Consider the following 24,427-nt stretch of genomic DNA (forward strand, 5'->3'; position numbering starts at 1 on the left):
CACCGTTTAAGACAAAAGACAAACCTTATGATTGCATAAGGTTTGTCTTTTTCTTGCCTATTCCTCTTGTAAAATCGTTTGGGCAACTAGCTTCACGTATTGATCCATGCCATCTGGATTTGGATGGACCCGATCTTCATAAAACCAGGACTCTTGGTCATTACTCAAATCATACCAATCGATCAAGGTCATATTGTCGTATTTTTCCGCCATGCGCTCCAACATCCGATTGACTTCATTTTGCCAACGCTGTGTCGGTACCCGCACATTGATCCAGTAGACTTTGCGATCACCGATCTCATTCATAAAGCTGTCAAATTGGGCTTCTGTAAAGGAACCATTCGTCCCTAGCCCCACAAGGACGGTATCCCGTAAAAGATTTTTTTCTTTCAAGTCTTTGATCAATTCAGGGCTCGCATACAGCTGGCGCCCAACATCCCCATCAACTACCGCTTGGGTAAAGACTTCTTTCAAGTCAGCCGTTGCATCCAGCATCACAGAATCACCAAAAGCCGTGATTTCAAGAGATTCTGCTTTTTTCACTTGGGCTGCTGTTAGATCATACTTTTCCATGATATTTTTTTCATCTTCACTCGTGTTCGCCTCATCGTCCGTTTCATTGCCTTCAGCGTTCGCATTCTTTTGCGATTGCTCAGCCGCTTTTTTATTGGCCGCAATGTTGTCTCTCAACTGCTGCTGCTGGGCATCGACATAATTCGTCGGTGCAGTCACGACGCCAAACAAAGCAACGAGGGTAATGAGTAAGCTGGGCACTAACCACGGTTTTTTCCAACTAAAAATTGGTTTACTGAACCAACCGCGGACCGTTCTGAATGTATCTTTGTACTGGAATTTACGCATTGGGTTTTCGATAAACCGATAGGACAATTCACTGATAAACAAGATCAAGAATAGTTCCACTAACGTGTGCATCAGTACGTTCTCACCGATATTTCCCACTTTTGCTTCGTAAAATATCATCACTGGAAATTGATACAAATAGATCCCATAACTACGCTTGCCGATATAACTGAAAATCGGATTACTCAATACCCGATTCAAACTGGCTCCGGGATGAGCGGTGACTGCCACAAGAATCGTACATAGGATACTGATCAAGAACATGCCGCCATAATAGACAAAGGTCAAATGATCATCTAAGAAAAAGAACGCTGCGATCAGACCAGCCAAGGAAGCAAAACCAGAGATATTTAAGACCCGTTTGGCTTTTTGCGGTATCTCTTTCTTCAAGTGAGTACTTGGCCAAATGAATGCTAAGGCACTCCCCATCCAGATCGAAAAGAGTCGCGTATCTGTTCCATAATAGACCCGTGTTGGATCAGCACCCGGTGTGTAAAGGACCGCTAACAGAATTGCCGATAAAATCGTGACTGCGGCAGTAAATTTAAAGGCGCGATGCCTCTGCTTGCCGATTTTCATCAACAAAATAAACACTAAAGGCCAAATCAGATAGTTCTGTCCCTCCACAGCCAATGACCACAGATGGGTAAAGGGGGATTCATTGCCGAACCGATCAAAATAGGATAACCCATGATTGATCTGCCACCAGTTGTTGTAATACAGCAGCGAGCTAACAAAAACCCCGCGCAAATTATTCAGCAGGTTTCGCTGGAACAAAGTGATATACGCTGCTGAGATAAGCAGCATCACCACCATTCCTGGATAGAGCCGTTTCATCCGCCGAACATAAAAATCTTTGACTTTGATTTTGCCGTTTTGATCCCACTCTTGCCTCAGCAAGTCAGTGATTAAATAACCTGATACGACAAAGAATACTGGAACTCCTAAATACCCGCCTCGCATATGAGTAGGTAGTAAATGATATAAAATAACGCCGATGACTGCCAAGGTGCGAATGCCGTCGAACCCGGTAATATAGCGGCTTGTACTTAAACGTTTGTTCATTCTCCAACCACTTTTCTCTAATTGATCCAATTGTTTCATAAAAAAACAATTTCAGCATGAACGCTATTGATTCCATACTCTCATAATTTACCAGAAATCCCCCATATAAAGCTAGCAACATCTGCTATATTTCAAAAAAATTAATTTTTAGCGAAAAAAAAGTACTTCTATAAAGAAATACTTTTTTCAACTCCTTTTTTACAGTTCTTCTTCATAAAACCGACCCAAAATCTGGACATTTTCCGCAATACTAACAAAGGCTTTTGGATCGGCTTCTTTCATAGCACTGCGCAGCATCGGCAGTTCAAAGCGTGTGACTACCGTCAGCAAAACCGTTTGTTTGTCATGTTTGTAGGCTCCTTCGGCTTCATTGATGATGGTAATGCCTCGCCGCATATGTTTTTGGATCGTCTGAATGACTTCTTCTGGGTTGCGAGTGATGATCGTCACCTGCATTTTCTTTTGTTTCGTAAAGACCGCATCCGTCACTTTTCCACTGACAAAAATCGCGATCGCACTATACAACGCATATTGCCAGCCAAACAAGATCCCAGCGGCGAACAAAATAACAATGTTAAAGAAAATCGATATCGAGCCGATCGTCTTCCCTGTCCGTTTGCGGATGGCAATGCTGACAAAATCCAGCCCTCCGGAAGAAAGACCATTCTTCAAGGCATAGCCGATCCCCACTCCATTGATGGCACCACCGAAAATCGCACAGATCATCGGGTCCGTCGTGACGGTTTCTTCTGGAAAAATTTGCACGAATAAGGATGTCAATAAAACAGTGATTCCAGTAAAGATCGTAAATTTGTGGCCGATCTTAAACCAGCCAAGAAAAAATAATGGCACATTCAACAATAATAGCGCAAGAGATAAGGGGATATAAAACCCGATCCATTCTCTTGAGATCGTAGTAATGATCTGAGCGACACCGGTAATGCCGCTGGAATAAATATTGCCCGGCTGATAGAAAAAATTGACCGCAATCGATGCCAGCAGTGCGTACACGATCGAGAATGAAAGTTTGTTGGCATATTCCGGATGAGGGAGCCATTTAAACAGAGGAGTCATTGCATTTCATAGCCTCACTTTTTTGATTTGCCTTTATTATACTTCAGCACATAAAAAAAGAAACGAGCAATGAAAGAAATGGGTGAATTCTCATGAACTTTTTTCATTCATTCACCAATTTCTATTTCATCACTCATTTCATCATGGGTTTAACGCTTATTCGTTTTCTTCAACCGTTGTTACATCAATGCTCAAGTCAAACAGTTGCATTGGCGAAACGGTACTTGGCGCTTGCGACATTGGATCAGCCGCTTTCCCATTTTTAGGGAAGGCAATGACTTCGCGAATGTTTTCTTCACCAGCCAATAGCATGACTAATCGGTCTAACCCAAGGGCGATGCCGCCATGTGGTGGGAAACCATAATCCAAAGCATCCAATAAGAAGCCAAATTGATTTTGCATCTCGCGACGTGAGAAGCCTAGCGCTTCAAACATTTGCTCTTGCACTTCCCGTGTATGGATACGCAATGATCCGCCACCTAGCTCGTAACCGTTTAGCACGATATCGTAGGCTTGCGCATAGACTTTTGAAGGGTCTGTCGTTAACAACGGCAGATCGCTTTCTTTTGGCAATGTGAACGGATGGTGAGCAGAAACATAGCGACCTGCTTCTTCATCGTATTCAAATTGCGGCCAATCAGTGACCCATAGGAAGTTGAATTTGCTCTCGTCGATCAAGCCTAATTCTTTTCCTAATTTATTACGGATCGCACCTAACGTTGCTGAAACGATCTCAAAGGAATCGGCACCAAACATCAGAATATCGCCAACTTCCGCATTGGCTGCTGCAATAATCGCGTCGGTTGCTTCCGTCAAGAATTTAGCGATCGGTCCTTTCAATCCATCTTCTTCAACTTTGACCCATGCCAATCCTTTGGCACCAAATTGGCCAGCGTAATGACCTAGATTGTCCATGTCTTTTCTGGAGTATTTGTCTGCAGCCCCTTTGGCGTTTAAGACTTTCACAACGCCGCCTTTTTCAAGAGCCATCTGGAAGACTTTAAAATCAACGTCTTTCACAACTTCTGATAAGTCGATAAGCTCCATGTCAAACCGTGTATCTGGTTTGTCACTGCCGTAGCGTCCCATTGCCTCATCATAGGTCATCCGTGGGAATGGCAAGGTAACTTCGATGCCTTTGACTTCTCGCATCACTTTTGCCAATAGCTCTTCCGTATAGGTTTGAATTTCTTCTGCCATCAAGAAAGAGGTTTCGATATCGACTTGGGTAAATTCAGGTTGACGGTCGCCCCGCAAATCTTCGTCACGGAAGCAACGTACGATTTGATAGTAGCGATCGAAGCCAGCACCCATCAATAACTGTTTAAAAATTTGTGGTGATTGTGGCAACGCATAGAAATGACCTGGATAGATCCGTGAAGGAACCAAATAATCCCGCGCGCCCTCTGGTGTTGATTTTCCTAGATAAGGTGTTTCGATATCTAAGAAGTCGTTCGTGTCTAAGAAATTGCGGATCGCTTGCGTCGTTTTCGCCCGCATCACGATGTTGTTCGTCATTTTTGGACGACGCAAGTCTAAATAACGGTATTTCATGCGAATCTCGTCGCCAACGGTTTGATCATCTTCAATCAAAAAGGCTGGTGTTTTTGCAGTGTTTAAAATCGTGATTTCGCTGATCATCACTTCATAGGCACCTGTCACCATTTTCGGATTGATGGCTTCTGGTGCACGATTGATGACTTGACCCGTTACTTCTAACACATATTCGCTGCGGCATTTGTCCGCGATCTCCCAGGCTTCTTTCGAAACCTCTGGATTGAAGACGATTTGCACGATCCCTTCTCGGTCGCGCAAGTCAATAAAGATCACGCCCCCTAAGTCACGGCGCTTTTGCACCCAGCCTTTTAGAGTCACTGTCTGGTTTAAATGGGTCTCATTTACTAACCCGCAATATACTGTACGTTTTGTCATTCTTTTTCTCCTCACTCAAACATTTTGGTTGTCATTTCATCGTAGATCTCATCGAAGCGGGCATAAAGATCCGCTAACGGAAATTGTTTTTCTTCACGGCTTGCCATGGATTTGATATTGATCACTTGTTCTGCTAATTCTGTTTCGCCTAGAGTCAGAACCAACCGTGCTCCTTGTTTATCAGCAGATTTAAACTGGGCTTTGGCTTTACGATCCATGAAATCACGATCGGCAGAAAAACCGAAATTACGAATCGCTTGCACGACTTTCAACGCTTCTAAATTGGTTTCTTGTCCCAAACCAACCACATACGCATCTAACTCATTCAAAGCAGGAATCACAACTTCTTCGGCTTCCATAGTGATCAATAAACGTTCGATCCCTAAAGCAAAACCAAAACCAGGTGTTTCTGGTCCGCCTAGCTCTTCCACTAAATGATTGTAACGACCGCCGGCACAGATGGTGGCTTGCGCCCCCATTTTTGGTGCCTCACTCATGATCTCAAAAATCGTGTGGGTATAATAATCCAAACCGCGCACCATATTTGAATCGATCTCATAAGGGATCTCCAACGCATCCAGCATACTCGTTACGGTTTCAAAATGTGCCTTGGCATCTGGTGTTAAGTAGTCTAGAATCGATGGTGCATCCGCCACGAATTTTTGGTCTCGCTTGTCCTTGCTGTCAAGGACCCGCAAAGGATTTTCATGCAAGCGGCGTTTTGAATCCTCACTAAGCTCCGCTTCATGGGGCGCTAGATAGTCGATCAACGCTTGCCGATAGTTTTGGCGTGTTTCTTTATCGCCTAATGAATTGATGACCAAGCGCAATTGACTCAGTCCTAATTGACGATAAAAATCCATTGCCATCGCCATTGTCTCAACATCGGTCGCTGGATTTGCTGAACCGAAAACTTCGACACCGATTTGGTGGAATTGACGCAAACGGCCTTTTTGCGGACGTTCATAACGGAACATTGGTCCCATGTAAAACACTTTATAAGGCTTCGTATGTTCTGGTCCGAATAGTTTGTTTTCGACATAAGAACGAGCGATCGGTGCGGTGCCTTCTGGACGCAACGTCACATGACGCTCTCCTTTATCGTAGAAATCATACATTTCTTTTGAAACGATATCCGTTGTGTCCCCGACGCTGCGGGCGATCACTTCAAAGTGCTCAAAAATCGGTGTCCGAATTTCGTTGAATTGATAATCGCGAAACACTAAGCGTGCTGTTTCTTCCACAAATTGCCATTTTTCGGATTCTCCTGGCAAAATATCGTTGGTTCCTTTTGGACGTTGGTAACTCATCGTATGCATCCTCCTATTTGTTTCATGGTTGCCCATGTTCTTTGCTTTCATTGCTTGTTTGCTTATTCACCTATTGCTTGTTGCTCATTGATGTGGGTGGGTTGTTCTCGTGTTTGACTTTTGGGTTATTGCGCTCTTTGCCGTTGGTTGCTGGTCATCATTTCGTTGGCTTCGACTGCAATTGAACAAAGCAAAAAATGCCAAGTACAGCTTTCATGTCTCACTTCTTACGCCAGTCATAGTGATTCCTAGTTTGGTTACTACGCTCCCTACGTCGCCTAGTACTGTTCATCATCTGCTCTGTCTTGCTCCGCAAGCCAATCATTGTGATTCCTAGTTCGGTTACTACGCTCCCTGCACTCGCCTAGTACTGTTCATCATCTGCTCTGTTCCGCTTTGCGGACCAGTCATTGTGATTCCTAGTACGGTTACTACGCTCCCTACGGTCGCCTAGTACTGTTCATCATCTGCTCTGTTCCGCTTTGCGGACCAGTCGCAGTGATTCACAGCAAAAAACTCGCCCTTGTTTTTTTATACAAGGGCGAGTTTTGATTACACGCGGTACCACCTAAATTCGAGAAATGTTCTTCTCCTCTCGATTAACGCTCGGTCACGGAACAGCTTTTCTTCTGTTCATCTCCAGATTGTCTTTCCTTTACACGTCCTAAACTGCTTTCAGCCGGGGCAGTTTTCTCTTTTAAGGAATAGAATAAAGTACTCGATCCTTCACTGATTTTTGATATTATCTATAAACTACAAGAAAGCTATGAAAAAGTCAAGGTGTTTCACTGTCTTTTTCATTCCGCTGCTCTCTAGTAGCATTTTCTCAAGTGTTCAACACAAAGAAGCTCTCCTTCTGTTTGCTTTTCTTCCTTTTTGCGTTATGCTGAATAACGAAGGTTTTGTTTCTATGAAAGGAGCTGTTTTTATGTCTTTATATTCAGGCTATATCCGTCAACCACACTACTATGAGACCGATCAAATGGCGATCATCCATCACGCCAATTATATCCGCTGGTTTGAAGAGGCCCGCGTGGAATTACTCGCGTTTTTGGATTTACCGTATCATACCATCGAAGAAGCGGGCTTGATCGTTCCCGTGCTGGAAGTCAGTGCGCAATACAAAACGATGATTCGTTACGAAGATGAGGTGCGAATCGATGTTTTGGTCGACAAATATACTGGCACGCGTTTGGATTTTCGCTATGAGATCTACAAAACGAGCGATGGTCAGTTGGCAACGACGGGGACTTCAAAGCATTGTTTTTTAGCAAAAGAGACCAATCGCATCGTGCAGCTGAAGCGTAGTTTTCCTGAAATCCATCAACGATTTGCTGATTATGCTGCCCTGTCAGGGGAATAATTAATTCTGATCACTCATTTAAGTCAAAATCCTTGCTTTTTGAAACGGCTTTCGTATAATCAAAAGTAATTTCAGGGAAGGATGATGGCGATGTACGTGATTAAAGTTTTGCATGGTTACATTGGCAAAGATGGTCGTCGCACTCGTGAAAAAATTCCAGACAAGTTATGGGTCTTTGAAGATCGGAAGCAGTCCGAAGCATTTGCAGATAAAATTGGTGGTCGCGTCAAACCGTTAACTGAAGTCAAACAGCATACGTAAAGAAATAAGCCGTTATCGTCTTTTGCGCATAGACGATAGCGGCTTATCTTTTTTACTGCGAAACAGGATTAGTCATCTAATTCGGTTTCTAGTACTTCACCTGTTTGGGCATTGATTTTCACATCTGTTTGTTTGTTGCCATCTTCTACTTTGACTTCCCAATAGGTTACATTCATTTCTTTGTCTAAGGACCAATCTGTTGCTTGACCACCGCCAGCTTCTTTCACGGCGATATCAGAAATTTCTTCCAATGAAAGCAAGTTGGTTAGGTCCAATTGATCGGCATCTTTTTTAACACCGTTTTGTTCATCGGTATCCAATTTTTCCGTTCTTTCTTCAGAAGTTTCTTTGGTTTCTGCATCGATCTTTAATTCAAACTCATTCGTGTCATCCACGCCTTCTACTTGGTAGAAGTAATTGCCAAAAGAAGTATCCAAATCAATCGAAGTGATCGCTGCATCTGGGTATTTGTCTTGGAATACTTGGATCGCTTCTTCTACGGTCACCGTAGGCAAGCCCCCATTGGCGATCGCTGCACTGCTTGAAGAGCTGTCCGCTACTGATGATGAGGTTGTTTCACTTGATGAGGCAACTGCTGTGCTTGAGCTGCTGTTTTGCGCAGGTTCTGAATTTCCAGTGTTGTTTTGTGTACATCCTGCCAATAATCCTAATGTGGCAATTCCGAATAAAATAGTTGTTTTTTTCATGTTTCATTCCTCCAAATGTTTGTGTATTCCTTTTTTCTATATATTTAGAATAACAAGTTCCTCATGAAAAAGAATCAAAAATGCTTGAAGAAAATCTAAAAAAATCTTCATCTTTCTCTTTCATTTGGAAAGGCAAGTTTAAAGATACTGCCTTGCGGTTGATTGTCTGTCACGGTAATTTTGGCATGATACTTGTCTGCCAGCTGTTTTACCAATGAAAGCCCGATGCCTGACCCAGCAATCTGGCTAGAACGAGAATCTTCTACCCGATAGAACCGTTCAAAAATCAAGGCTTTCTTATCATCGGGAATCCCAATGCCAAAATCGGCGACGGTTAAAGACAACTGCCTTTGCTCTTGCGTCAAGGTCACATGAATCGACTGATCGGCAGGTGAATACTTCGCGGCATTTTCTAATAGGTTTTGGATGATTTGCTGGAAGTCACGTTTATGCCCTCGCTTCATACATTGGTTCTCCACAAAATATTCAATTGATTGCGGAACGATCGTCGCTTGTTTTTCACACTCTTCTCGGACGATCTGGGAAACATCAACGAGGGTCATTTCATCTTGGGATTGATTTTTTTCTAGGTCCAGCAATTGATTGCTCAATGTTTCCAAACGCTTCGACTCTTTGTCGATAAACGCCATTGAGGAAGGAATGACTTCGGGATGTTTGGTTCCACGCCGCTGGATCAATTGGACATGTCCGCGAATCGCAGCTAGAGGTGTTCGCAGCTCATGGGAAGCATCGGCAACGAACCGTTTTTCCCGCTCGATCGTCTCTCGCTGTTCTTTCAATAATTTATTAAAGGCCAAGGCCACCGAACGAATTTCGATGGGCTCTTCAGAAACCGTCAGTTCTCCTGTTCGGCTTTGTTCAATGGCAGCAATTTCTTGCGCCATGCCGGTAAGTTTCTGACTCCATTTCCCGACACTCCAATAAATCAGCAGGCTGCCAATCACAACAGCGATCAGATTCAAGAAACTGCTGATCATAAAGAGACCATAGGCTAATTCCACACTATCCTCCCCATTGATAGCGATCGTCACCTGATCCCCATCGACTTCTTGGGTTTTCGTGTAATAGATGCCATCCTCTGTAAAAACGATGTCTTCGAGAAATGGCAGCACTCGTCCTTGATTGATATCGGCAAAAATCTCTTCCGCATCTTCTGATGAAACGACACTGCCATCGGCTAAGATCACTTGCAGGGCGTCTTCTTCATCTGCCGAAACATAGGCATTGACGAGAGTGTCCCAGGTATCCCCTGATGCCTCGCCTTTTTCGATGGCTTCAAGAATGTTGCTGGCACGATTTTCGATATGTTCAAACAAATAACCTACGGACAATAAAATAAACAGCAGATTGAAGAGAATCAGCAGACCAAAGAGTATCAAGGAAAAGCGGCTCGTCAATTGAAACTGGGCTGTTTTTCTACGTTGGTTGACTGACTTATTCTTCATGGTCGGTCCTCAAGACATAGCCTAATCCACGAACGGTTGCGATCATTTTGCCTTTGCCGCAAACATCCAGCTTGTTTCGCAGTGTGCGGATATAGACATCTACAACATTCGTTTGGCCGTCGTATTCATAGCCCCAAATCTCATTCAATAGATCATCTCTGGTTTTGACGACTTCCGGTTCTTTCATCAATTCATATAAAATCCCAAACTCTTTGGGCGTCAATTCGATGGTCTCTCCAGCAATTTGAACCAAGTGCTTGGCGATGTCCATCATCAACTCCCCCGCCACTAATTGGTTTTGCTGGTTCTTTTGTTGTTGGGCTTCTCTTTGCAGCCGCCGCTCGATCACCCGAATTCTGGCAAACAGTTCTTCGATTTCAAAAGGTTTCGTTAAATAATCATCTAATCCGACATCAAGCCCCGTCACCACATCGGCGGTTTGATTTCTGGCGGTCATCATCAAAATCGGGATGTCGCTTTCTTTGCGTATCCGCCGCGCCACTGTGATGCCATCATAGATTGGCAGCATCCAATCCAATAAAATCAGATCAAAAGCATTTGCTTGCTGATTGAACAAGGCCAATGCCTCTTGCCCATCTTTGGCCCAGACCGTGTCATATCCCTCAAAAGTCAATTCGGTCTGAATAAAACTGGCTAAACTTTCTTCGTCTTCTACTAGCAAGATCTTCAAGGCCATATGCGTTCCTCCTCTGGTTTTGCTTCTATCATAACGGATTTTTTCGAAACTTCCTAACTGATTGAAAGAAAAAAAACATGAAGATTTTTTCATGTTCGCCCAAAAAAAGACGGCATGAACCAAGGTTCACTCCGTCTTTCATTTATTCCATATTTTTTGCTAGCTGATACGTGCCAACAAGTTCTCCTTTTTCGAGTTGAAGCATGTAAGGACATGTTTCAGCTAAAAATTCACGATCATGACTGATCACCGCTAATAAATCAACTTCTTTAGCAACTGTTCGCAACAGTTTTGCGACTTCCTCCATTTGCTGCAAATCTAACCCACTCGTTGGTTCATCGAAAAACAACAAACGTTTACCAGAAAGCAGGGCACTACCAATCGCAACTCGTTGTTTTTCCCCACCCGACAAGCTTTGCGGATGTCGGGCAAGGAGTGGTGTTAAGTGCAACAATGAGACAATTTCTTCAAAGCGAGCTGGGTTTTGGGCTTTGATCAGCAGCTCTTTTTCCACCGTTTCAAAAAACAGTTGCAAGTTGACATCCTGCATCACAAGAAAACTTTCCTGCAGCAGCTGCTTTTGGGTTCGCTTTTGTCCATTGATGGCAAATACTGCTTCTGGGCATTTTTTCAATCCTGACAGGACTTGCACCAACGTACTTTTGCCAGCACCATTTGGTCCAACGATCCCCACAGCTTGCTTCATCGGCAGTTGTAGTTCAGGCAAGTTGAGCGCCCAATTTCTGCTGCTTGCCGAGCGTTTTGATTGCTTGATCTGCAGATGCGTTGCCGTTAATCCAGATTTTTCTGGCAAAGATTCTCGGCAGTGCTGAGTTTCCAATGCCGCCTCACCTACTTTTCGCAATCCCAACTCGTGAATTGCCTCCTCTGATAGTGACAAAAGCTGAGCTGCTGGATAAGACGCCCGCAATCGTCCTGCTTCTAATAGACAGAAGCGATCTGCCAGTGGCGCCAAATACGCCAAGCGGTGTTCGGCGATCACAATGGTTTTCCCTTGTTGTTTTAAAGAAGCCAATCCTTGAGTCAACTTTTGGATCGCTTCTTGATCCAAATTACTGGAAGGCTCATCCAATAAGAACACATCATGGGGCAACATCGTGGCTGCAGCGAGAGCAATCAGCTGCTTCTCCCCACCAGATAGGTCAAAGACACTAGCATCAAGCAATGGGGTCAGGGAAAACTGCTGTGCTACTTCGGTGATTCGCTGCCGAATGTTTTCTGGTGCGACGCCCGCATTTTCCATCGAAAAAGCCAACTCCGAATAGACATCCGTGGTGAAAAATTGCGTCTTGGGGTTTTGAAAGACGACGCCAATCGTCTGGGCATAATGGGAGAAATCGGCAACTGGCAAGTCTGTTTCTCCGACACGGATCTTCCCTTGCACTTCGGCGGGATACAGCTCAGGGATCAAGCCATTCAAAACATTGAGCAGGGTCGTTTTGCCGCTGCCGCTAGCGCCGCACAAAACGATGACTTCCCCAGCTGCGACCGTCAAAGAGAGCTCAGATAATACGGTTCGATTTTCTCGTTTCACTGACACTTGTTCTAATGTGATCATCCAAGCCACATCCTTTTCACGATAAAGCCGCCTAATGCTAAAAAGACCAAGCCATCCCACCAGCGCAGCTTCAGTTCGTGGACGGTGGTATGGGGAGTTTCTGATGCTAACCCGCGAACCAGCGCCGTAGCCGACAGTTCGGTTGCGGTCTTTTCAGCCGACATCAGTAATGGGATCAAAAAATACTCCGCACTTTGCAGTGGATGAAGCAAGATCGATCCTGCCGACAGTGAGATGCCGCGAAAGCGCATCGCTTGGCGAATACTTTTGAAATCTTGTACCAATGTGGGAAAAAAACGAAATAAGACTGCCAGCGGGACTAATAATACGTTGGGCACGTGCATTTTTTGCAGCGCAGCCATCCACTCACTGTTTTTCGTCCCGCTAATGGCAAAAGCCGCCGCCATGATCGTTGGCAATAAGCGGCGATAACCGATGGAAAAGAAATCCAGCAACACGATTAGTACGTGGTTGCCTTGGCGAAACAAAAAACTATCTGCCATTGTCAGCAAGACAAACACGCCATAGAGCAGCAAGCCTTTTTTCCAAAAGCCGCTGACTATAAATAGCAGCAGCAAGAACGTGACAAAGGCAAACTCATCGATCCAGCTGATGGTCACCATCATAGTAAAACTAGCAAAGAGAATCACCGCTAATTTGCTGCGGGGATCAAACCTTGTTTTCGACACATTCCTCACCCTTTATGCGATTGGATCGTTGGTTGAAAATGTTTTTCCATCAAGCGGCTACCAATACCTAAACCAGCCACCGCACCAATCAAAACGGCCAACGCACAAAGCCCCAACATCAAATTGGAGGTATGAGCAAACACGCCGGCAATGTAGGTTTCATCTTTTCCGCGAGCCACTAATGAATCAATGTAGGCATTCTTCATAAACCACAGGGGCAAGATCGGGCCCATCAAGCCAAAACTAAAAACGATATAACTCGCCAGTACGCGAACGTTCTCTTTGAGCTTTGTTTTGTATTGGATCAAATCAGCTGCTAAGGCACAAATCATATTGGGCAAAAAGGCCAATGGAAAATGTCCTGAAATCAAAAAAAAGAGCCCTACCACGGTACCCATAATGGTGATTGCGCCAAATTTCGGTACTTTATTCAATAAAATCAGATAGATAATGCCAGAAAACAAAGCGGTGACTGCTGGAATAAATAAATTATGAAAACCTGGGATCACAAAACGCAAAATCAATAGACAGACGCTCATTAAAAGAAAATAGATCGCTGTATAGATCCCCACTGCAATTAAATCTTGAACCTTTAGTTTTTTCACTGCGTATACGCTCCTTCTTGCAAGCATCCAATGAAAAAACCGTTGCTGCTTGCTTGTACAAACTTATTTTTACAAAGCCTCAGTATAGCACAAAGTAGACGTTTTTAGGGGGAGATATGCTTACTGGTAAACAAACACTGATCATCAAAAAATCGCCTGCAGGTAATGCCCTGATAAAAGCGACTTTACTTGCAGACGATTGTGGCAAATATTTTTTATCAATTGCCTATTCTAATGATGTCCCCCACCGTCAACTTAGGGTAAGCTCCCGGTTCTACTAGAATTGCTCCTGGTAAGATTTCATTTTCTCCATCACGAAAATAGATAGAGATATGTCCTAGTTCATTAAAGTTTTGGTTGGCTTCACTGCCAACCTTCTTTATCGTATAAGTCGCCTCACCTAATTGAAGCTTCACTCCAGGTTGAAGAACATTTTCTTGTTGTTCAATTGTTTCATGAAGCACACAGATTGATTTCAACTCTTCCGTTGCTGCTGGACCAAACAAGATCAACAACATCTCCTCTTCAAAAGCTTCAACCAACTCACCAATTTCTTTCACCGTACTTTTATACAATCGAATGCCTCCTTCATGCTTTTTTCACTTATTCGTTATAGATGAATAGGTAGACCTAATGCCAATTCTGTTGTATCCATTATAACTTCCGAAAGTGTTGGATGTCCATGGATCGTCAGCGCAATATCTTCTAACGCGAGTCCTGATTCAATCGCCAACGTGATTTCAGCGATCAAATCACTAGCTCCAGGTCCCACGATTTGTCCACCAATGACTACTTCTGAGTCTTTATCAAAGACTAAGCGAACAAAGCCTTCGTAGGTGTTCAGTGACAAAGCACGACCATTTGCCTGAAATGGAAAGCTCGCAGTATCAGCTGCCAGTCCTTGAGTCTTCGCTTCTGCTAAAGTTTTGCCTACAGTAGCGATTTCTGGATCTGTAAAACAAATTGCAGGAATGGCTCGGTAATCTTTTGCTACGTTTTTCCCGCTGATGACTTCTGCAGCTATCTTCGCATCATAACTCGCTTTATGAGCAAGTGCTGGTCCTTCAATAACATCACCGATGGCATAAATGTGGGCTTGTGACGTTTGATATTTTTGATTGACATGTATCCAGCCGTTCGTTCCTGTCTCGATCTTCGCCTGAGCTAAACCAAGATTTTCTGTATTTGGTTTGCGTCCCACTGTGACCAGTACGTAATCAGCCGTTAGTATTGTTTCATTTTGATTGACACGAACCGTGACTTCCACACCTGTATCATGGCTTTTTACTGATTTTGCCATTGCACCTGTTACTATTTTAATCCCTTTTTTAGCAAAGGACGCTTCGACCACCGCCACTAAGTCTTTTTCGTAAGAAGGAAGCAGTTGCTCCGATCCTTCCAGTATCGTGACATCTGCGCCTAAATCTGCATAGGCACTTCCGAGTTCAGTGCCAATCACACCGCCACCAATAATCACCAACTTTTTTGGCACTTCTTTTAAAGACAATGCCCCGGTAGAGTCCAAAATTCTGCCGCCGAATGCAAAGCCGGGAATCTCGATTGGGCGACTTCCTGTGGCGATGATCGCCTGCTTGAACTGAATGATTTTTTCTCCCTTACCTTTGATTTCTACTTGATTTGGTGAAAGAAACCGGGCATAACCTTTAACGATTTGAACTTTATTTTTGAGTAGCAGTCCACGAATGCCCGAAGTGAGCTTTTGGACGACGGTTTCATCCTTCCATTTCTGGAGTGTCTGAAAATCTAACGTTGTCTGCTGATTGGTTATTCCAAGATAATGGCTATGTTTTGATTCTTGATAGACGTGTCCGGCATGGATCAGTGCCTTAGAAGGAATGCATCCCACATTTAAACAGACCCCACCGATAGCATTGCTTTCTACGATCGTGACTTGTTGACCTAATTGCGCCGCCCGAATCGCTGCCACATACCCGCCAGGACCAGATCCGATGACCAAGGTATCTGTGTTATATTCCATAAGTTCCCCCACTTTCTACAATAAGAAGCCTAGTGGATCTTCTAGTAACGTCACGATTTTTGTTAAAAATGCAGCTGCTGGTGCCCCATCTACGACACGATGATCAAATGAAAGATTCAGTTCAACAAAGGATTGGTTTTTCACTTCGACAGCAGTCTGATTGAAGATAGCTTTTTCATAAATCCCACCGATGCCCAAGATCGCTACTTCTGGTTTATTGATAATCGGCGTAAACTGCTTGACCTTTGTTTTTCCTAATGAACTGATCGTAAACGTACCACCAGACATTTCGGCATTCGTCAATGTTCCTTCACGAGCTTTTCTCGTTTTCTCTTTGATTGCCGTGGTCAAATCAGCTAGACCGAGCTGATCAGCTGATGAAATGACCGGAACGACTAATCCCTCTGAAAGAGCAACGGCAATTCCAAGATGAATCGCTGAAAACCGTTTGATCCCCTCATCCGTGGCGTGGGCATTGAATAGCGGAAAATCCTTCAAGGCAATCATGGTTGCTTTGGCAAAAATTTCCAGATAAGAAAGACGTTCACCTGTTCTTTGTTCGATCATCGGTAACAGCTGATTTCGTAGGTCAATAACTTTCGTCAAGTTGACTTCCGCTGTCATGGTGACATGGGGGATGGTCGTTTTGCTCGCTACCATTTTCTCTGCAATTGCTTTTCGTAACGGACTCCATGGAATGAGCGCACTCTCAGATACCACTTCCTCAATCTGTGGTTCGACAGTTGGTTGTTTATTGATGGCCTTAATATCCAAAGCTTGGATCCTGCCTTTCGGTCCACTTCCTTGAACCGTAGTCAAATCGATCCCACGCTCTCTTGCCAAACGTCTAGCCGAAGGAGTTGCCCGTATGGTACGCATCATTTGATCATTGGTACGAGGTGCTGTCTTTTCAGTTTCTGTATTTGTTTGGTTCTGCTTAGCTTGGTCTGGTTGAGTTGCTTCGCTTGAAGGCATCTGAGGTGGGACCGTTTCATTTGCTGCTCCTATATAAGCAATAATTGAATTAACGGGCGCACTCTCCCCATCAGCTAAGTATTTCTTTAAGAGAATCCCCTCTTCATAGGCTTCTACTTCAATGGCGATTTTATCTGTCATTACTTCAAAGATTGGATCACCGATCGCAATGGTATCGCCTTCATTTTTTAGCCAAGTCGTAATGGTTCCCTCAGTCATCGTTGAGCTTAATTTAGGCATCAAAACCTCATGTGCCATACTTTCCCTCCTATTTATCCGCCATCAGTTTGCAACATGCTTCAACAATATCCTCAACTTGTGGTACTGCTTTTTTCTCTAAGTCAGGATGATACGGCATCGGAATCTCTGCACCTGCTAAGCGAACGATTGGCGCATCTAAAAAGTCAAAAGACTCGCTTTCTGAGATCACACTTGCTAATTCAGCGCTGAAACCACTGCGTTTGACTGCTTCGGTCACGACCACCGCACGCCCAGTCTTCATCACTGAATCGATGATGGTTTGTTTATCTAAAGGCACCAATGTTCGAGGGTCGACAATTTCAATACTGATATTTTTCTCTTGTAAAATATCCGCTGCAGCTAATGCTTTATGCACCATAATTCCTGTAGCCACGACGGTAATATCTGTTCCTACTTTTTTAATATCCGCAACCCCAATAGGGATCGTATATTTTTCCTGCGGCACATCCGACGAGGTTCGAAAACATAGTTTGTGTTCATAGAACATTACTGGATTATCATCCTCAATCGCTGCATGCAGTAAGCCTTTGGCGTCATAAGCCGTTGCTGGCTGGATCACCTTTAAGCCAGGGATATGAGCCGTCCAGTTTTCTAAGCTTTGGGAATGCTGCGCTGCTGCTCCAGTTCCTGAACCACCGGGGGTTCTCATTACAAGAGGAATTCGTGCTTTTCCACCATACATATAACGAATTTTTGCTGCTTGGTTTACAATTTGATCGAGGGCGATCGTAATGAAATCAGAAAATTGAATTTCAAAAATCGGTCTCATGCCCGTCATAGCTGAGCCAACTGCCGCACCTGCAATTGCTGATTCAGAAATTGGGGTGGATCGAATCCGCTCCTCGCCAAATTCTTCCACCATCCCACGGCTAACGCCGAAAGCGCCTCCATAAACACCGATATCTTCCCCTAACATGAACACAGCTTCGTCTTCTCGCATTGCTTCCGAAAGAGCTTCTCTCACGGCTTCCGCATAAGTAATTTCTCTCATGATGTCCTCCTACTCTGCATATACATCTTCAAACATCGTTTCCACGGCAACGACGGGACTGTTTTCACCAAAGGTCACTGCATCATTGATGGCTTGTTTGGCTTTTTTTCGAATTTCCTCTGCCTCATCTTCAGTAAAAATTCCCGCTGAGATCAAGGTTGTTTTGGCTTGTTGGATTGGGTCTTTTTCTTTGCGCCACTGCTCTTCTTCTTGCTTGGTCCGGTATTTTTTCGCGTCTGATTTCGAATGTCCCTTCCAACGATAGGTCATAGCTTCGATCAATGTCGGTCCTTCGCCGCGCCGAGCTTTTTCAACTGCTTGATAGGTGGTCTCGATCACTTCTATCAGATTGTTTCCATCAATTGTGATCCCTTCAATTCCGTAGGCCTTTGCTCGCTCTGATAACTGTTGGATGTTCGTCATTTTTTCAACAGAACCGCTCATACCATATTTATTATTCTCAATAAAAAAGACTACCGGTAGATCCCAGATCGAAGCCAAATTGACTGCTTCGTGAAAACTTCCTTCATTGGTAGATCCATCGCCCCCGTATGACAAAGCGACTTGTTTCGTCTTTTTCATTTTCGAGGTCAGAGCTGCGCCGACGGCAATCGGAAACCCACCGCCAACAATACCGTTTGCACCCAAATTTCCAGTATCCAAATCAGCGATATGCATTGAGCCGCCTTTGCCTTTATTCGTCCCTGTGGTTCTCCCAAACAATTCCGCCATCATTTCATTGACATTGGTTCCTTTGGCAAGTGTATGTCCATGCCCGCGATGGGTCGAGGTAATCCAATCGGTCTTTTTTAAGACGGCACTGCTTCCTGCAGCAGTCGCTTCTTGCCCTACAGCCAAATGGGTCGTTCCATGGATCAAGCCTCGAGCAAACAGTTCATCTACTTTTTCATCAAAAAAGCGAATTTCCCACATTTTGTAAAAAATCTCTTTAAATGTTTCATTTGAGAGATTTGCACTATTCTCAATCGAAAGATGCTTCGTTTTTTCCATTTGTTTTCTCCTTTTGTTTTGCCTAAAAGTTCATCTAAGCAGCACGAGGACTCACTCTACCCATTCAACAGAGCCTTTGCGGTGTCTTCATCCGTAATCAGCACATCAACCCAGTCACCAGTTAAGGCTGCTTTAATGCCTTTCACTTTATCCTTTCCACCCGCTGCAGCAATCTTTAAAGGAATCCTTTTTAGATCCGCCACCTCCAGTGACAATACTCGTTTGTTCCATTCACAATCTACTAGTGCGCCCGCTTCGTCGATAAAGTTATAACAAATATCGCCGACGATCGTCCCATTGGTAAACTCAAGCTTCATGCCCTCTTCTTTCGCAAGATAAGCTTTTGTCATGGTCGAATAGACAGGCGTCCCACCGATTCCCACCAAAGAAATATCGGCATTTCTTGCTTTTTCAAACACATTTTTTATAAAGGATTGATTCAAGAAGACCTCTCGAGCCTCTGCTGAATCCACCGTGATTGGCGCATGTAATTCCACTGCAACTGCACCACACTTACTTGCGAAAAGTTCACAAAGAACATTGGCTTGTAAAGTTGCGTGTTCTCTGCCTAGTCCACCTACTAAGGGGATAAAGCGCACATTTGGTAAATGGTTTTTTGCAGAAAAATTGACGGCTGCTTCATGGATCGTAGTTCCAGCAGAAATCGCAATTGTCGCATCTGCTTTAGTGATGCGCGTCAGGTATTTTGCTGCCGCAATGCCTAATCGTTTGTTTAAAGATTCTTCTCCGGTTGATGGAACACAAATGACCTCTTTTAGTCCATATTGTCGCTGAATGTTTTGTTCAAGTTGTTGAAATGGGTGCAGCAATTCATCATGGATGATGATTTCTACTAATCCTAAACTACGTGCTTTCGCTAAATACTTAGAGACCAGTGAGCGGCTGATACTAAACTTTTTGGCGATTTCTTCTTGTTTTGCTCCTTCGTTGTAATACATTGATGCCAATTCTACAAGTAATCGTTTATCATCCGAGTAGCCCATTTATTTTTCCTCCAATAGTATAAATACTTTATTACTATTGATTTTAACACGTTTTAAAACGGCGATTTTCAAAAAAGAATTACGCAAAGGTGCTATCTTGTAATTTTCTAAGCTTCCAGACGGTTGTTGATTGGTCTAACTCCACATCGTCTTCTGTCAAAAATGTGCCTGCTTCGATGGTGCGTTTTGCTACTACTTCTCCTGAAATCAAACCAATCGGGATATGTCCTTCTGTTGTCATGTCGGCATGGGTTTCTAAAACTCCACGCACACAATATCCGCCGATCCCATCTAAACGCTCCCCTGGTTTAATTGTCTTTTTCGCAACAGCTACTGTTTCAGAAATTGGTGCCCCTAATGGAACGATCGCATGATCTTTTTGCAAGACAGCTTTTGCAATGGTGATAGGTGTTTCTAAGCTTGCTAAGTGGAAGGGTCTATACAAGAGATGATGATCTCCTTCTTTTTGCATCAAATAATTCAGTTCATGTTTGACTCCTTCATTTTGACCTTTGACGATTACAAAAACACCTGGAGCCAAGCCATCGACATATTCTACAACCCCAAATTTATTCAGTATGCCACCCTTTTCTTGCAGGTTCAAATCCTTCAAAACGGACTCTTGATCACCAGCAACACCGTGCATCCCTACTTTATCCGGGACAAAGCCAATCGCATTTGACAGTAAATTCATTTCAGCCATCGTCTTCGTACCGTCTTTAAAAGCAGCAAGCATATGAGAAGCCATTTTTTTCGTCTTTGCTTCTTCCTGACAAGTATCTGGATTAGCGGCAATGTTAAGTTTGTTATTTTTCCCTTTCCCTGCTACTAAAACTTCCATCCCCATAGACTTCGCAAATTCAAAAAGTTCGGTTGTCGCTGCCGGCTCGTCTCCATCTGATCCGGTATACACTAGACCGGCAGTCCGATAAAGCCGATGCATCAAAGGACCGATCGTAATATCAATTTCAACATTTAGTAGAACAAGGTGTTTTTTAGCTAAAAGCGTCTCCATCGCAATTTTTGCACCTACTTCAGGTACCCCTGTCGCATCGACGATCACTTCAACGTCTTCTGAGTAGATCACCTCTTTGAAATCAGTAACTGTTAGAATTTCATGTTGGCTTGTGCAGGAAGCACGGTAAGCTTCCGCCGCACTTTGTGCAAAATCTAACCGAATATCACTGATCCCTGTCACAGCCATTCCCGGGATCGTCGCGATCTGTGCAATCATTCCAAAGCCCATTTGACCTGCACCGATCACGCCAATTTTGATTGGCATTCCGTGATTTTCTCTCTCCAATAATTGTTGATAAATAGTCATTCTCAGCTCTCCTTTAACAAAATATATTTCACGTAACATATGATACACCCTTATACTAGTAGTCCAAGATTCCCTTGTCAACGCTTCCAATAAAATTCAGCTGCGAACGATGCATCTTTACCTAACGTTCCCATTTCTTCACAAACTTAACATATGTTCCAACATAAAGAATATGTGAATTTCATATTGACTTTCACAAATTCACAATTTAAGCTTTTCTTATAAAGCGCTTTCAAACAAATTGAGAAATGAGGGATTACTTGATGGAGGAATACAAGGAACTTGTTTTATTGTTAGCCGGTTGTTGGTTCATTCAGATTTTCTTGTCCCACTTGCAGCACAAAAACTATGGGCAGGAAATAAACGAACTAAAAAAACGAAATACTGGTTTTTTGGGTGTAGGAATCTCAAAAGCAAAATTTAACTTAGGTCGTGGCATCGTGCTACTAGTCGTTACAGATGAACAGGATTGTATCGTGACCTATAAAGAAATGGCTGGCATCACGATCTTTGCCCGGTTTAAAGAACATCAAGAATTTATCGGAAAGAAACCAACGGAAGCAATGCCATTACTTGCTAGTAAAAGAAGGAAAGCTGCTTTTGAACAAGCAATTCAATTGATTCAATCTGAAAAAAATCGACTGGAGGTAGTGTAAATGGATTTCTTAGTAATGGTTGCTGAAAATTTTATTGGTATTTTTGATGCTGGCGGGGAAAATCTAGTGGGTTTGATCACTGGTATCTTACCAACTTTGATTGTTTTACTCACATTCGTCAATGCACTGATTGCACTGATTGGGGAGGAACGCGTTTCCAAGTTCGCTCAAATCTGTACCCGAAATATCATTTTACGCTATAGTATTTTTCCGCTTCTCGCTGTTTTTTTCCTTACGAACCCAATGTGTTACTCCTTTGGGCGTTTTTTGAAAGAAAAGCAAAAACCGGCTTTCTACGATTCAGCCGTTTCTTTGGTCCATCCCATCACTGGCTTATTCCCCCATGCAAATGCCGGTGAATTATTTGTTTGGACTGGTATTGCTTCTGGTTTAACTACTTTAGGCTTATCCACCATGCCGTTAGCTGTCCGCTATTTTCTAGTCGGTCTTGTTGTTATCACTATTCGAGGCGTTGTCACAGAATTATTAACGAAACTGATGTGGAAAGAAACCACTGAATGATATTCATTGGAAAGAGGAGGAAAAACAATGTCAAAAACGGTTATTGTCAAACATGGAACGAAGGGTTGGGGTGGTCCACTAACGCTAGAACCCACGACTGAAAAAAACGTCGTTGCTTCCATCACAGGCGGAGGTATCCATCCAGTGGCGAAAAAAATTGCTGAACAATTGGGTGTGGAAGCAATCGACGGATTTAAAGAAAAAGTGGAACCAAGTCAAATGATCTGTGCGGTTGTTGATTGTGGAGGGACTGCCCGTTGCGGTGTCTATCCCAAATTAAATGTCTTGACCGTCAATCTCCATCCTACTACTCCTTCAGGTCCGTTGATGAAATTTATCAATGAAAAGAATTTTGTCTCAGGCGTCACCATAGATGACGTTTACAGCTCTGATGAAGCAATGACAGAATCTTCGGTAACAAGCGAAAAAGTGGAAGAACCAACACCTACTAAAAAAGAACAAGTCACTGCTGCTAAAGCAAAAGTCGCTGAATCACAAGGAGGGCTTCTAGGTTTCATCAACCGCCTTGGTCGTTCTGTCGGCAACATAGTGGGAATCTTTTACCAAGCGGGTCGTGATACGATCGAAATCGTAATCAAAAATATTCTTCCCTTCATGGCATTTGTCAGTATGTTAGTAGGGATCATCAATTATACAGGCATTGGCGACATCATCGCTAGCGGTGTCACTCCCTTATCTGGTAGTATCATTGGTCTCGTGATCTTATCTCTTATTTGTTCAATTCCAGTTCTTTCACCCGTTCTAGGCCCAGGTGCCGTCATTGCTCAAGTCGTCGGCGTATTGTTAGGAGTAGAGATTGGCAAAGGCACGATCGCTCCCGCCATGGCACTACCCGCTCTTTTTGCAATCAATTCTCAAGCCGGTGCAGATTTTACCCCTGTCGGTCTCACATTAGCCGAAGCTGAGCCTTACACCGTAGAAGTCGGTGTCCCTGCCGTTTTGTTCTCTCGCTTACTCACTGGTCCCTTAGCAGTGATTCTGGCTTGGCTAGCTAGTTTTGGGTTGTATTGAGGAAGTCGCCTATTTATTCGAGTATCTTGCTAAACTTACAAAAAGACCAATCTAGCGTGGTTACTAGATTGGTCTTTTCCTGCTAAAAAGCATTTTTCTTCCTTTATGTTAAAAATCGTAGTACAGAAGATAGGAAAATAAATATTCTCTTTTCCTTTCTTTCCCCCTTCATTTGATGAATAATAGAGAAAGATCGAGTATATAAGATGATACTAGATAGTTCAAATTCTCTTTTTTTACTAGAGAAAGATCGATACAAATAAAAAACAAAGTGAAGAAAAAATACCTTTGCTTATTATCTTAAGTTTAAAAATAATATTGTTATAAAAAGCCCAAACCTAACTGTAAAAACATTTTGACACTTGATTTCAAGGCATTGTCAAAGACATTTGATCGTTAGAACGCAGACATTGTCCTACACTAATGGTAGAAGGAGCGGATAAAATGAACTTAAGCAAACAAATAAAAAAACATCGGGAACGATTAAGTCTCTCTCAGGAAGGGCTGGCAGAAAAACTCTATGTCTCCCGACAAACGATCTCCAATTGGGAGAATGAAAAAAGCTATCCTGATGTTCACAATTTATTATTGCTCAGTGTTCTATTTGATGTTTCTTTAGATGAATTAGTCAAAGGGGATGTTGAACAAATGAAAGAAACGATTGAGAAAACAGAAATGGATCGTTACACAAAAATGATGCTGCTTTTTATACTATTGACCGCACTCTCTGTTGGGCCTGCTCTTTATTTACCCGGATACTGGTGGATTGTCCCGCCTCTATGTTTTTGGCTCGTCTCCATGTATGCCGCATTAAAGATCGAAAAAATCAAGAAAACCCAAAATATCAAAACGTATAAAGAGATCGTTGCCTTCATGGAAAATCAAGACCTCGATGCCATTAGAAAAAAGCGCGACGTCAAAAAAGATTTCCTTTCAACAGCAGTCATCGTCGTGGTCTTTACCTTGATCGTCGGTATCATCGCATGGCTTAGTACACTGCCGCATTTACTGATGCGCTGACAAAAAATACAGGGTGCAGCTGC

At 43.3% G+C, this 24,427-nt stretch carries 23 protein-coding genes and 1 other annotated feature; of the genes, 6 read left to right on the forward strand and 17 right to left on the reverse strand.

Going from position 1 to position 24,427, the window contains the following annotated elements; all coding sequences use genetic code 11:
• Positions 1 to 57 precede the first annotated feature (57 nt).
• From CO692_RS04835 to hisS, 4 genes are all read right to left on the reverse strand, one after another.
• A complete protein-coding gene (locus tag CO692_RS04835) occupies positions 58 to 1,926 on the reverse strand; it encodes an acyltransferase family protein (RefSeq protein ID WP_096741702.1) in 1,869 nt (622 codons plus the stop codon).
• 198 nt (positions 1,927 to 2,124) lie between these two features.
• Positions 2,125 to 3,000: a YitT family protein gene (locus CO692_RS04840; RefSeq protein WP_096741703.1), complete on the reverse strand. Its 876-nt coding sequence runs from the start codon at positions 2,998 to 3,000 to the stop codon at positions 2,125 to 2,127.
• Between the two features lie 156 nt (positions 3,001 to 3,156).
• On the reverse strand, positions 3,157 to 4,932 hold the full coding sequence (gene aspS, locus CO692_RS04845) for an aspartate--tRNA ligase (RefSeq protein ID WP_096741704.1): 1,776 nt from the start codon (positions 4,930 to 4,932) through the stop codon (positions 3,157 to 3,159).
• Positions 4,933 to 4,943: 11 nt separating this feature from the next.
• Positions 4,944 to 6,242, reverse strand: coding sequence for a histidine--tRNA ligase (gene hisS / locus CO692_RS04850; protein ID WP_060791494.1), 1,299 nt, complete (start codon positions 6,240 to 6,242; stop codon positions 4,944 to 4,946).
• Positions 6,243 to 6,776: 534 nt separating this feature from the next.
• Positions 6,777 to 6,981 (reverse strand) — a binding site (T-box leader).
• A 189-nt stretch (positions 6,982 to 7,170) separates the two neighbouring features.
• Here hisS and CO692_RS04855 point away from each other — a divergent pair.
• Together CO692_RS04855 and CO692_RS04860 are read left to right on the forward strand one after the other, a co-directional pair.
• Entirely contained in the window at positions 7,171 to 7,605 is a 435-nt protein-coding gene (locus CO692_RS04855) for an acyl-CoA thioesterase (RefSeq protein ID WP_008379539.1), read from the forward strand.
• Between the two features lie 90 nt (positions 7,606 to 7,695).
• Positions 7,696 to 7,866, forward strand: coding sequence for a hypothetical protein (locus tag CO692_RS04860; RefSeq protein WP_008379536.1), 171 nt, complete (start codon positions 7,696 to 7,698; stop codon positions 7,864 to 7,866).
• Positions 7,867 to 7,934: 68 nt separating this feature from the next.
• Here CO692_RS04860 and CO692_RS04865 read toward each other — a convergent pair whose 3' ends face one another.
• The 13 genes from CO692_RS04865 to CO692_RS04925 form a co-directional block, all read right to left on the reverse strand.
• Positions 7,935 to 8,573: a PepSY domain-containing protein gene (locus CO692_RS04865; protein ID WP_096741705.1), complete on the reverse strand. Its 639-nt coding sequence runs from the start codon at positions 8,571 to 8,573 to the stop codon at positions 7,935 to 7,937.
• Positions 8,574 to 8,680: 107 nt separating this feature from the next.
• A complete protein-coding gene (locus CO692_RS04870) occupies positions 8,681 to 10,039 on the reverse strand; it encodes a sensor histidine kinase (RefSeq protein WP_096741706.1) in 1,359 nt (452 codons plus the stop codon).
• Positions 10,029 to 10,736 carry a response regulator transcription factor gene (locus tag CO692_RS04875; RefSeq protein ID WP_096741707.1) on the reverse strand — a complete coding sequence of 236 codons (708 nt, stop codon included), beginning with the start codon at positions 10,734 to 10,736 and terminating at the stop codon, positions 10,029 to 10,031. Before CO692_RS04875 ends, CO692_RS04870 begins: the two co-directional genes overlap by 11 nt.
• A 142-nt stretch (positions 10,737 to 10,878) precedes the next feature.
• On the reverse strand, positions 10,879 to 12,315 hold the full coding sequence (locus tag CO692_RS04880) for an ABC transporter ATP-binding protein (RefSeq protein ID WP_096741708.1): 1,437 nt from the start codon (positions 12,313 to 12,315) through the stop codon (positions 10,879 to 10,881).
• Positions 12,312 to 13,013: an energy-coupling factor transporter transmembrane component T gene (locus CO692_RS04885; RefSeq protein WP_096741709.1), complete on the reverse strand. Its 702-nt coding sequence runs from the start codon at positions 13,011 to 13,013 to the stop codon at positions 12,312 to 12,314. The genes CO692_RS04880 and CO692_RS04885 overlap by 4 nt, the downstream gene beginning before the upstream one ends.
• The gene (locus tag CO692_RS04890; protein WP_016609843.1) at positions 13,010 to 13,609 is read right to left on the reverse strand and encodes an MptD family putative ECF transporter S component; all 600 of its coding nucleotides are present in this window, start codon (positions 13,607 to 13,609) and stop codon (positions 13,010 to 13,012) included. The genes CO692_RS04885 and CO692_RS04890 overlap by 4 nt, the downstream gene beginning before the upstream one ends.
• A 218-nt stretch (positions 13,610 to 13,827) precedes the next feature.
• Positions 13,828 to 14,184: a PTS glucitol/sorbitol transporter subunit IIA gene (locus tag CO692_RS04895; RefSeq protein WP_096741710.1), complete on the reverse strand. Its 357-nt coding sequence runs from the start codon at positions 14,182 to 14,184 to the stop codon at positions 13,828 to 13,830.
• Positions 14,185 to 14,219: 35 nt separating this feature from the next.
• On the reverse strand, positions 14,220 to 15,608 hold the full coding sequence (gene lpdA / locus CO692_RS04900; RefSeq protein WP_096741711.1) for a dihydrolipoyl dehydrogenase: 1,389 nt from the start codon (positions 15,606 to 15,608) through the stop codon (positions 14,220 to 14,222).
• A 15-nt stretch (positions 15,609 to 15,623) separates the two neighbouring features.
• Positions 15,624 to 16,841, reverse strand: coding sequence for a dihydrolipoamide acetyltransferase family protein (locus tag CO692_RS04905; protein ID WP_096741712.1), 1,218 nt, complete (start codon positions 16,839 to 16,841; stop codon positions 15,624 to 15,626).
• 10 nt (positions 16,842 to 16,851) lie between these two features.
• Positions 16,852 to 17,835, reverse strand: a complete 984-nt coding sequence (locus CO692_RS04910) for an alpha-ketoacid dehydrogenase subunit beta (RefSeq protein ID WP_096741713.1) — start codon at positions 17,833 to 17,835, stop codon at positions 16,852 to 16,854.
• Between the two features lie 9 nt (positions 17,836 to 17,844).
• Entirely contained in the window at positions 17,845 to 18,846 is a 1,002-nt protein-coding gene (locus tag CO692_RS04915; RefSeq protein ID WP_096741714.1) for a thiamine pyrophosphate-dependent dehydrogenase E1 component subunit alpha, read from the reverse strand.
• A gap of 56 nt (positions 18,847 to 18,902) precedes the next feature.
• Positions 18,903 to 19,850 carry a sugar-binding transcriptional regulator gene (locus CO692_RS04920; protein WP_096741715.1) on the reverse strand — a complete coding sequence of 316 codons (948 nt, stop codon included), beginning with the start codon at positions 19,848 to 19,850 and terminating at the stop codon, positions 18,903 to 18,905.
• Between the two features lie 79 nt (positions 19,851 to 19,929).
• Positions 19,930 to 21,174: an NAD(P)H-dependent oxidoreductase gene (locus CO692_RS04925; RefSeq protein ID WP_096741716.1), complete on the reverse strand. Its 1,245-nt coding sequence runs from the start codon at positions 21,172 to 21,174 to the stop codon at positions 19,930 to 19,932.
• Positions 21,175 to 21,437: 263 nt separating this feature from the next.
• Here CO692_RS04925 and CO692_RS04930 point away from each other — a divergent pair, with 263 nt between their 5' ends.
• From CO692_RS04930 to CO692_RS04945, 4 genes are all read left to right on the forward strand, one after another.
• Positions 21,438 to 21,830 carry a transcriptional regulator GutM gene (locus tag CO692_RS04930; RefSeq protein ID WP_096741717.1) on the forward strand — a complete coding sequence of 131 codons (393 nt, stop codon included), beginning with the start codon at positions 21,438 to 21,440 and terminating at the stop codon, positions 21,828 to 21,830.
• Positions 21,831 to 22,352 (forward strand): PTS glucitol/sorbitol transporter subunit IIC, encoded by a 522-nt coding sequence (locus CO692_RS04935; protein ID WP_096741718.1) that lies wholly within the window; start codon positions 21,831 to 21,833, stop codon positions 22,350 to 22,352. It abuts the gene before it with no gap.
• 27 nt (positions 22,353 to 22,379) lie between these two features.
• Complete coding sequence (locus CO692_RS04940; RefSeq protein ID WP_096741719.1) at positions 22,380 to 23,384, forward strand: PTS glucitol/sorbitol transporter subunit IIB; 1,005 nt, start codon at positions 22,380 to 22,382, stop codon at positions 23,382 to 23,384.
• Between the two features lie 444 nt (positions 23,385 to 23,828).
• Positions 23,829 to 24,404 carry a helix-turn-helix transcriptional regulator gene (locus tag CO692_RS04945; RefSeq protein ID WP_010750013.1) on the forward strand — a complete coding sequence of 192 codons (576 nt, stop codon included), beginning with the start codon at positions 23,829 to 23,831 and terminating at the stop codon, positions 24,402 to 24,404.
• Positions 24,405 to 24,427 lie beyond the last annotated feature (23 nt).

Source organism: Enterococcus sp. FDAARGOS_375, from assembly GCF_002393265.1.
Taxonomy (GTDB): domain Bacteria; phylum Bacillota; class Bacilli; order Lactobacillales; family Enterococcaceae; genus Enterococcus_D; species Enterococcus_D innesii.